This is a genomic window from Streptomyces sp. ADI95-16, assembly GCF_003721495.1.
In the GTDB taxonomy this organism is placed as follows: Bacteria; Actinomycetota; Actinomycetes; order Streptomycetales; family Streptomycetaceae; genus Streptomyces; species Streptomyces goshikiensis.
Genome location: NZ_CP033581.1, coordinates 809099 through 819461, shown reverse-complemented (window position 1 = coordinate 819461; position 10363 = coordinate 809099). Strand labels below are relative to the sequence as shown.

The following is a 10363-nucleotide window of genomic DNA, read 5'->3' as shown; positions in this document are numbered from 1 at the left end:
GCAGGAAATGAGGTCGCAGTGGCTGACCAGCTCCCCACTTACCCGATCACCGAGCGCACCTGTCCCTACGACCCGCCCGCCGGTCTGCTGGAGTTGCAGAGCCAGGCACCGCTGGTCCGCGTACAGCTGCCCACCGGCCCGGCGTGGCTGGTGACCGGCTACGACGCGGCGCGAGCCCTGCTCGACGACCCGCGGATGAGCTCGGACATGGGCCGCGAGGGCTTCCCGACGCTGTACAAGCAGAAGATGCGCCCCGTGCTCAAGGGCTCCTTCATGCGCATGGACGGCGACGACCACGCCTTCTACCGCACCATGCTCGCCGGGGAGTTCTCGGTCAAACGCGTCGCGGCGATGCGCCCCGAGATCGAGGAGGCGTGCGACCAGCTCCTGGACGAGATGGTCCGCAAGGGGCCGCCGACCAACCTGCACGAGGCGTACGGGATCCCGGTCTCCTCCCGCTCGATCTGCCGGCTCCTCGGAGTGCCCTACGAGGACTCGGAGTTCTTCACCACGCACCTGGAGGCGCTGTTCGACCCGCACCGGGCCGGCGCGCCCGAACGGATCGCGGCCAGCAAGGCCGCGCTCAGCGGGTACCTCGACGAACTCGTCACCCGCAAGCAGAAGGACCCGGGCGACGACATGATCAGCCGTCTCGTCGCCGACTACCTGGTACCGGGCAAGGTCGAGCGGCCCGAACTCCTGCTCACCTCGTACCTGTTGCTCGCGGCGGGCCACGAGACCACCGCCAACATGATCACCACCGGGACCGCGGCGCTGCTGATGCACCCCGAGCAGCTGACCGCCGTACGGGACGAGCCGCAGCTGCTGCGCGGCGCCGTCGAGGAGCTCCTGCGCTACCTGAGCATCTTCCAGTTCGGCATCACCCGCATCGCCGTCGAGGACGTCACCTTCGGGGACCAGACCGTCGCCGCGGGCGAGGGCATCATCGTCTCCCCGCTGCTGGGCAACCGCGACCAGGACGTCTACGGAGACCCGCACACCCTCGACGTGCGCCGCCGCAGCCGCCCGCACCTGAGCTTCGGGCACGGCCCGCACCTGTGCGTCGGCCACACCCTGGCCCGCATCGAACTCCAGATCGCCTTCGAGCGGCTCCTGACGCGCCTGCCCGACCTGAGCCTCGCCGTGCCCGCCTCCGAGGTGCCCTTCCGTACCGAGACCCTCGTCTTCGGCACCGTCGAACTGCCGGTCACCTGGGGCGGGCGCACCGCCGGGGCCTCCGCGTGAGTGCCGCCGCCGAGCCCGGCCGGCTGCTGCGGGTGGACCATGCCGCCTGCTGCCGCTCCGGCGCCTGCTCGCTGGTCGCTCCGGACCTCTTCGACCAGGGCGACGACGGCAAGGTGCTGCTCAAGACCCCCCGGCCGCCCGCCCACCTGTGGGAGGCGGCGGAAGAGGCCGCCGACTACTGCCCTGTCTCGGCCATCGAGCTGGAGACGCTGCCCGAGTGACCCGGCCGCCCGGCGGCACCCGGCGACAGGAACTCGACGTCGATCGCGAGGAACGCACATGGACCCGCTCAGCAAGGCCGTGCTCAACGGCGCACCCCCCGACGAGATAGAACGGCTCCCGCTGCCCGACGAGTTCCTCGCCGGGCACCTGAGGGCCACCGACGCCGACGCATCCGCCGGTACGGGCGTCAAGGACGTACGGAACACCTTGCACGTGGGCCCCGTGCCGATGCCCGAGCCGGCCCCGGACGAGGTCGTCGTCGCCGTGATGGCCAGCTCCATCAACTACAACACGGTGTGGTCGGCGATGTTCGAGCCGATCTCCACCTTCACGGCCCTGCGCCGCTTCGCCAAGCAGGGCGGGTACGCCGCCCGGCACGACCTGCCGTACCAGGTGGTCGGCTCCGACGCGGCCGGTGTCGTGGTCCGCACCGGCGCGGGCGTACGCCACTGGCGGGCCGGTGACCACGTGGTGGTCAGCCCCGCCTACGTCGACGACCAGGACCCCGGCTCGCACGACGACGGCATGATGGGCGAGAACCTGCGCGCCTGGGGCTACGAGACCAACTTCGGCGGCCTCGCCCACTACACCGTGGTGCGCGCCAGCCAGCTCGTCGCCAAACCCCCGCACCTCACCTGGGAGGAGGCGGCCACGGTCACGCTGTGCGCGGGCACGGCGTACCGGATGCTGGTCAGCGACCACGGCGCCCGGATGAAACAGGGCGACGTCGTCCTGATCTGGGGCGCCACCGGCGGCCTGGGCGCCTACGCGATGCAGATGGTCCGCAACGGCGGCGGCATCGCCGTCGGCGTCGTCAGCTCCGCCGCCAAGGCCGAGTTCCTGCGCGCCCAGGGCTGCGACCTGGTCATCGACCGCCGTGACCTCGGCATGGGAGACGACGCCGACCCCGCCGCCGACGCCGCGGAACTGGGCCGCAGGCTCCGCCGCGCCGTCGTCGCCGAGATCGGCGAGGCCCCCCGCATCGCCTTCGACTACGTAGGCCGGGCCACCTTCGGCACCTCGGTGCACGTCGTACGGCGCGGCGGCACCGTGATCACCTGCGGGTCCAGCACCGGGTACCAGCACACCTATGACAACCGGTACCTGTGGATGAACCTCAAGCGGGTCATCGGCAGCCACATCGCCAACCTCCAGGAGCAGACGGAGTGCCTCCGGCTGTTCAACCAGGGCCGGATCGTGCCCGTCCTCACCCGGGTCTTCCCGCTGGAGGAGGTCGCGGACGCCGCCCGGCTCGTCCAGGAGAACCGGCACGTCGGCAAGGTCGCCGTCCGCTGCCTGGCCCCCCACGACGGGCTGGGCGTGACCGACCCGGCCGCCCGCGCGCGCATCGGCGAGGACCGCCTCACCGCCTGGCGCCGCGTTCCCGCGCCGGCCCCGACCGGGGCCGGCCGATGAGCGCCCGGGGCATCGTCGGCACCGGCTCCTACCTGCCCGAGCGGGAGGTGAGCAACAAGGAGGTCGCCGAGTGGTGCGGCATCACCGCCGAATGGATCGAGGAGCGCACCGAGATCCTCACCCGGCGGTACGCGGCGCCCGACGAGGCCACCTCCGACCTCGCCGCGCACGCCCTCACCTCGGCCCTGCGGTCGGCGGGCATCACCGCCGACCGGCTCGACTACCTCATCGTGTCGACCTCCACCGGAGACTCGCCCCAGCCGCCCACCGCGAACCTGGTGCAGCACGCCGTCGGCGCGACCGGCGCCGCCTGCTTCGACGTCAACGTGGTGTGCAGCGGCTTCGTGTTCGGCCTCGAACTGGCGCACCGGCTGCTCGCCGCCCGCCCCGACGGCTACGCCGCCGTCATCGGCGCCGACGTCTACTCCCGCATCCTCGACCACGCCGACCACCGCACCACCGTGCTCCTCGGCGACGGCGCGGGCGCCGCGATCGTCGGCCCGGTCCGCGACGGGCACGGCTTCCTCGGCGCCGAGCTGGTCAGCCGAGGCGACGCGCACCGCCTGATCCGCGTCGAGGCGGGCGGCAGCCGGATCCCCACCACCCCGCAGACGCTGGCCGACGGCGGCCACTACTTCCGCATGGAGGGCCGCGGTGTCCGCGACTTCGTCATGGACCACGTACCGCCCGTCCTGGACCGCCTGCTGCGCGGCGCCGGGTTTACGGCCGCCGACGTCGACCACTTCGTACCGCACCAGCCCAACGGGGTACTGCTGCGGGGCCTGGTCGACAAGATCGGGATGTCCCACGCCCACACCCACCGCACGCTGGAGAAATACGGGAACGTGGGCAGCGCCTCGGTTCCGGTAGCCCTCGACGACGGCTGCCGCTCGGGCCTCATCCGCGACGGAGACCTCGTCGTCATGGCCGGCTTCGGCGGCGGCATGTCGGTCGGGGCCACCCTGATGCGCTGGCAGGAGCAGTCATGACCCGGGCAGCCGTGACGCGGGAGAGCCCCTCCCGGGTGGGAGTGGTCGGCTGCGGCGTGATGGGCGCGGGCATCGCCGACATCGCCGCCAGGGCCGGACTCGACGTCCGCGTGGTCGTCTCCCGCGCCGCCGCCGTCGCGCCCGCCCTCGACCGGATCCGCGGCTCGCTCGGCCGCTGCGTCCGCAAGGGCCGGCTCACCGAGGAGCAACAGGACCGGGCCCTCGACCGCATCGAGGTGACCGCCGACCTCGAACGGCTCGCCGACCGCGAGTTCGTGATCGAGGCGGTCCCGGAGGACGAGGCGCTCAAGACGGACCTGTTCACCCGGATCGACGGCATCCTCAAGGACGACGGCGCCGTCCTGGCCACCAACACCTCCTCGCTCCCGATCAGCCGGCTCGCCCGCGCCACGCACCACCCGGAGCGGGTCATCGGCGTGCACTTCTTCAGCCCGGTGCCGGTGATGTCCCTGGTCGAACTGGTCAGCGCGCTGCCCACCTCCGAGCAGACCCGCACCCGCACCACCGCGCTGCTGACCGGCCCGCTCGGCAAGACCGTCATCGACGCCCCCGACCGGGCGGGCTTCATGGTCAACGGGCTGCTCATCCCGTACCTCCTCGGCGCGATGCGCATGCTGGAATCGGGCCGGGTGACCGCCGAGGCCGTCGACCAGGGCATGACCCTGGGCTGCGGACACCCGGTGGGCCCGCTGCGCCTCGCCGACCTCATCGGGCTCGACGTCGTCAAGGCGGTGGCCGACGCCCTGCACCGCGAGTTCGCCGAGCCGCAGTACCTGGCGCCGCCGGCGCTGCTGCGGCTGGTGGAGTCGGGCATGCTCGGCAAGAAGAGCGGGCGCGGCTTCCACTCCTACGCGCGCTGAGCCGCCGGAGCCGCTGGAGCCGCCCCCCGTCGCGCTCCGTCAGCCCCGCCACCGGCGACGGCCCGCGGGCTCGCCGTTCGTGGGCGGGTACCCGGGCCTCGCCGGAACCGACGGGGCCGCCGGCTGTGCGGGCGCGGCGGGCGGCTCGGGCAGCGGGGGGAGGGCCGGCTCGTACAGCCAGGCCGAGAACAGCTCGTCCACCGGCTCGGCCGCGTAGCGGGCCACGTGGGCGGTGAAGGCGGCGCTGGTCACCACGCCGCCCCGGTGCACGGTGGCCCAGTCGCGCAGCATGCGGAAGAACGCGGCGTCGCCGAGCGCGCAGCGGACCGCGTGCACGGTGAGGCCACCACGCTGGTACAGCCGGTCGTCGAACATCAGCTTGCGGCCCGGGTCGGCCAGCGTGAGGTCCTGCGGCCGCAACGCCAGCAGCCGGTGCGCGACGGCCGCCCGCTCGTGCGCGGTTCGGCTGCCCGAGCGCTCCGACCAGAGCCACTCGGCGTACTTCGCGAGGCCCTCGTTCAGCCAGATGTGCCGCCAGTCGGCGATGGTCACGCTGTTGCCGAACCACTGGTGCGCGAGCTCGTGCGCGATGAGGCGCTCGGAACCCCGCACCCCGTCCACGTGGTTGGCGCCGAACAGGGAGAGGCCCTGGGCCTCCACCGGGACGTCGAGTTCCTCGTCGGCTACGACCACCGCGTACTCGCCGAACGGGTAGGGCCCGAACAGCTCCTCGAACAGCCGCATCATGGCGGGCTGCCGGGCGAAGTCGCGGGAGAACCGCGCCAGCAGGTGCGCCGGCACGTGGGCGCTCTGCGGAACACCGCCGAGCCCCGGCTCGCCGAGCAGCACCGTCTGGTACATGCCGATGGACAGCCCGACCAGGTAGCTGGAGGTGGGCGCGGACTGCTCGTACACCCAGGTCGTCGTGCTGGCCCGGGTCGTGCGGGTGAGCAGCCTGCCGCCGGCCACCACCGTGTAGGCGGACGGCGTGTTGATCGAGATCTGGTACGAGGCCTTGTCGGCGGGCCGGTCGTTGCAGGGGTACCAGGAGGGGGCGCCGACGGGCTGGCTGGCCACCAGCGCGCCGTCGGTCAGCTCCTCCCAGCCGATGCCGCCCCAGGGGCTGCGCACCGGTTTGGGATTGCCCGCCCAGTGCACCTCCACGGTGAAGGCGGCGCCGGCGGCCGGCGGCTTGGCCGGCCGGATCCGGAGCTTTCCGCCCCGGTGGGCGTAGTGCGCGACCCGGCCGTTCACCAGCACCCGGCCTATTTTGAAATCGGCCAGGTTCAGGTGGAACTCGGCGAGCGGCGCCCGGCCGGCGATCGCGCTGAGCCGGGCGGTCCCCGCCAGCCGGTTGGGGCCGGGCCGGTACTCCAGAGCGAGTTCGTACCGGTGCACGCGGTAACGGGGATCACCGTTGGCCGGAAAGTACGGGTCCGATGCCGCTGTCTTCTGGCCGTTCATTGCCGCTTCCGCTCCCTGCGCCGTGCTCGGTCCCGCTCAGGTCCGCCATGCCTCGATCGGATTGCCCAGCCAACGGGTGTCGGCGGGGACGGATTCCCCGGCCATCACGAGCGAGGCGGGCCCCAGTGTGCTGTGGGCACCGACCGTACTTCCTGGCAGGACGATTCCGCCCGGACCCAGGGTGGCGCCCTCGCGGAGGACCACAGTATCCGTCCTCAAGATCCGGTCGTGGAAGAGGTGCGTCTGCAACACACAGCCCCGGTTCACGGTCACCGCGTCGCCCAGCGCCACCAGGTCCGTCTCCGGAAGCCAGTAGCTCTCGCACCACACGCCCCGGCCGATCCGGGCCCCCAGCCCGCGCAGCCACAGCGCCAGCACCGGCGTGCCGGGTACGGATCCGACCAGCCACGGCACGGCCAGGACCTCGACGAACGTGTCGGCCAGCTCGTTGCGCCACACGAAGCCGCTCCACAGCGGATGCTCGCCCGCCCGGTGCCGGCCCACCAGCAGCCACTTCGCGGCCATCGCGACCCCGCACGCGGCCGCCCCGGCGGCGAGCAGGACCACCCCGGACAGCAGCGCGGCTCCCCACACGCCGGGCCCGCCGCTCGCCGTGGCCAGCGCGCAGAGCGCCGCCAAGGCCAGCACGGCCAGCCCGGCCGAGCAGAACACCGGGACGAGCCGGCACAGCTCCACCAGGCCGCGCGCCCACAGCAGCCGCGCGGGCGGATCGTAGGTCCGGCTCTGGTCGTCGGAGGCGGCGGACCGAGGCAGCTTGACCGGCGGCAGGCCCAGGTACGAGCTGTTCTTCTTGGCCTTCTTCGGAGTCGCCGACAGCACGCCGACCAGCCCGCCGTCCGGCACGTTGCGGCCCGGCGCGGTCATGCCGGAGTTGCCGAGGAACGCCCGGCGGCCGATCTCGGAACGGCCGATCCGCATCCAGCCGCCGCCCAGCTCGTACGGGGCGGTGAGGGTGTCGTCGGCGAGGAACGCGCCCTCGCCCACGGTGGTGAGGCTGGGCAGCGCCAGGACCGTGGACACCTCCGCGCCGCGGCCGATCTTCATGCCGAGCAGCCGCAGCCACACCGGGGTGATCAGCCCCGCGTACAGCGGGAAGAGCGTCTCCCGCGACAGGTCCATCAGCTGGGTGACCGTCCAGGCCTGCCAGCCGACCCGGCTGTGCGTCGGATGGGTACCGCTGTGCAGCCCGAGGCTCAGCAGGCGTACGGCGACCAGCAGCAGCAGCGCGTACGCGAACCCGAAGGCGAGCGCCCCGGGCACCACGGCGAGCAGCGCCCCGCGCAGCGCCTCGGCGAAGGCGGCGTCGGAGGGCACGAACCGGCTCAGCACGAGCAGCGCGGGCACGGTGGCGAGCACGGGCAGCGCCGTGAGGCCGAAGCCGGCCGCCCCGTAGGCGGCCCGCCAGGGCAGCCCGCGCGGCGGGCGCGCCGTGGGCCAGTTGCGCTTGGCCTTGCCGAGCTTGACGGCGGGCGCCCCGCCCCAGCGCTGCCCGGTCGGGATCTGCCCGACCACGGCGGAGCCGGGCGCCACCTCGGCCCGCTTGCCGACCCGCGCACCGGGGAAGAGCATGCTCCGGGTGCCGACCACCGCGCCCGCGCCGACCCTCACCGGGCCGATCTCCAGCCGGTCCCCGTCCAGCCAGTGCCCGCACAGGTCCACCTCGGACTCCACGGCGCAGCCGCGGCCGAGCCTCAGCATGCCCGTCACGGGGGGCAGCGAGTGCAGGTCCACCTCGGAACCGACCTTGGCGCCGAGCGCCCGCGCGTACCGCTCCAGCCAGGAGCCCGTCAGGGACGTCGCGCCCGCGTACTCGGCCAGCCGCTCCGCCGTCCACAGCCGCAGGTGCACGCTCCCGCCGCGCGGGTAGCGGCCCGCCCTCACCCCGCGCAGCAGCAGCCGCGCGCCGCCGGCCGCGATCGCGAGCCGGCCCGGCGGGCTGAAGAACAGCGCCGCGCCGGCGGCGACCAGCCACCACGAGGCGGTCGGCGCCCACGGGTACGGCCCGAACCGGTGCAGTACGTTGCCCAGCGCCAGCAGCGCCACCGACCAGCGCAGTCCCACCAGGGTGAACAGCGGGATCAGCAGGAGCGTCTGCGCCAGCTGCGTCCGCCGCGGTACGGGCGCGACGACCCGGGCCGCGTCGTCCTCCCGGACGGACTTCTCCAGCCGCCGGGCCAGCTTGCGCAGCACGGGCTGCTGGTAGATGTCGAGGACGGCCGCCCGCGGGTAGCGGGTGCGCAGCCGGGTGGTGAGCCGGGCGGCGGCCAGGCTGTTGCCGCCTATGGCGAAGAAGTCGTCGTCGGCGCCGGTGACGGCCACCCCGAGGGTCTCGCCCCACTGCTCGGCGAGCCAGGCCTCGGTGCCGTAGAGCTGCTCGGCGGGGCCGGTGGTCTCCGCTTCGGGCAGCGGCCAGGGCAGCGCGTCCCGGTCCACCTTGCCGGAGGTACGGGTCGGCAGCTCGGCGACCGGCGCCAGCAGTGGCACGAGGGCCGCGGGGAGCTCGGCGCGCAGCCGCTCCACGGCCGCCGCCCGGTCCCAGCCCTCCTGCGCGACCAGGTAGCCGACCAGGAGCTGGTTGCCGCCGCGCGCCGTACGGACGGCCGCGGCCGCTCCGGCGACCCCGGGCAGGGCCTGGAGGGCGGCGTCCACCTCGCCCAGCTCGATCCGGCGGCCGCCCAGCTTGATCTGCTCGTCGCCGCGGCCGAGGAAGACCAGCCCCTCGGGTTCCGCGCGCACCAGGTCGCCGCTGCGGTAGGCCCGCTCCCAGCCGAGGGATTCCAGCGGGGCGTACTTCTCGGCGTCCTTCGCGGGGTCGAGGTAGCGGGCCAGACCGACGCCGCCGATGACGAGCTGGCCGCTGCCGCCCATGGGCACCGGCTCGCCCGACTCGTCGACCACGGCCAGCTCCCAGCCGTTCAGGGGCAGGCCGATCCGGATGGGCTCCGCCCCGGTCAGGAGCGAGGCGCAGGCGACGACGGTGGCCTCGGTGGGCCCGTACGTGTTCCAGACCTCGCGCCCCTCGGTGACCAGCCGCTGGGTCAGCTCGGGCGGGCAGGCCTCGCCGCCGAAGATCAGCAGCCGGACCTCGTCGAGGGTCTCGGGCTCCCAGAGCGCGGCCAGCGTCGGCACCGTGGAGACGACCGTGATCTCCTGTTCCACCAGCCAGGGGCCGAGGTCCGCGCCGCTGCGCACCTGGGAGCGGGGGACGGGCACGAGGCAGGCGCCGTGGCGCCAGGCCAGCCACATCTCCTCGCAGGAGGCGTCGAAGGCGACGGACAGTCCGGCCATCACCCGGTCGCCGGGGCCGATCGGCTCCTCGGCGAGGAACAGCGCGGCCTCGGCGTCCACGAACGCGGCGGCGCTGCGATGGCTGACGGCGACGCCCTTGGGCTTGCCGGTGGATCCGGAGGTGAAGATGATCCACGCGTCGTGCTCGGGGCCGGGCCGCGCGGCGGGCACGGCCCGGTCCGCGAGGCCGGTGACCTCGATGCGCTGCCCGGCGCCCAGCACCGCCCGGACCCCGGCCTCGCCGAAGACCAGCTCGGCGCGCTCGTCCGGGTCCTCGGCGTCGACCGGTACGTAGGCGGCGCCCGCGGCGAGGACGCCGAGGACGGCCGCGTACAGCTCGCTGGTCCCGGAGGGCACGCGTACGCCGACCCGGTCGCCGAGCCCCACCCCGGCGGCCTCCAGGGCGCGCCGGCGGCGCTCCACCTCGGCCGCCAGCGACCGGTAGGTCAGCCGGGTGGTGCCGTCGTCCAGGGCGAGCTCGTCGGGGTAGGCCCGTACCGACGCCTCGAAGACGTCGACGAGGGTGCGCGGCGGGGCCGCCGGACCGGCCGAGAACCGGGCGGACTTGGCCCCGGCCTCATCGGACCCGTCGTACACCTCCCCGTCGTCGAGCAGGGTCAGTTCACCGCGCTCAGGTGTGGCTGCCATCGGCCCTCGCGTCTCGGTCCCGGAAGCTCCGGGTCGCCGGCGGAGCCCAGGTTTGCCCGGGTTGTTCCGGTCCAGCGCCAAACAACCCGCCAGTCTAGTGCGGTGCCGTGAATTTTCCCGTTGACGTCCCGGGCGCGTGGCGCGGAAGCGACGGTGGGGCGCCTCGGGCGGGGACCGGACAACGGGACC

At 73.9% G+C, this 10363-nt stretch carries 7 protein-coding genes; 5 read left to right on the top strand and 2 right to left on the bottom strand.

Annotated features, from left to right (window positions below):
• Window positions 1-18 precede the first annotated feature (18 nt).
• Genes EES41_RS04035 through EES41_RS04015 form a run of 5 tightly spaced genes read left to right on the top strand, consistent with a single transcriptional unit; the run spans window position 19 to window position 4753 of the window.
• Complete coding sequence (locus tag EES41_RS04035) at window positions 19-1245, top strand: cytochrome P450 (protein ID WP_123075715.1); 1227 nt, start codon at window positions 19-21, stop codon at window positions 1243-1245.
• A complete protein-coding gene (locus EES41_RS04030; protein WP_254211305.1) occupies window positions 1242-1466 on the top strand; it encodes a ferredoxin in 225 nt (74 codons plus the stop codon). The genes EES41_RS04035 and EES41_RS04030 overlap by 4 nt, the downstream gene beginning before the upstream one ends.
• Before the next feature lie 58 nt (window positions 1467-1524).
• A complete protein-coding gene (ccrA, locus tag EES41_RS04025; RefSeq protein WP_123075713.1) occupies window positions 1525-2883 on the top strand; it encodes a crotonyl-CoA carboxylase/reductase in 1359 nt (452 codons plus the stop codon).
• Entirely contained in the window at window positions 2880-3872 is a 993-nt protein-coding gene (locus EES41_RS04020) for a 3-oxoacyl-ACP synthase III family protein (protein ID WP_123075711.1), read from the top strand. Before ccrA ends, EES41_RS04020 begins: the two co-directional genes overlap by 4 nt.
• Window positions 3869-4753, top strand: a complete 885-nt coding sequence (locus EES41_RS04015) for a 3-hydroxybutyryl-CoA dehydrogenase (RefSeq protein WP_164495739.1) — start codon at window positions 3869-3871, stop codon at window positions 4751-4753. Before EES41_RS04020 ends, EES41_RS04015 begins: the two co-directional genes overlap by 4 nt.
• 39 nt (window positions 4754-4792) lie before the next feature.
• Here EES41_RS04015 and EES41_RS04010 read toward each other — a convergent pair whose 3' ends face one another.
• Window positions 4793-6217 (bottom strand): M1 family metallopeptidase, encoded by a 1425-nt coding sequence (locus EES41_RS04010; protein WP_123075709.1) that lies wholly within the window; start codon window positions 6215-6217, stop codon window positions 4793-4795.
• 36 nt (window positions 6218-6253) lie between these two features.
• A complete protein-coding gene (locus EES41_RS04005; RefSeq protein ID WP_123075707.1) occupies window positions 6254-10174 on the bottom strand; it encodes a Pls/PosA family non-ribosomal peptide synthetase in 3921 nt (1306 codons plus the stop codon).
• Window positions 10175-10363: the final 189 nt, after the last annotated feature.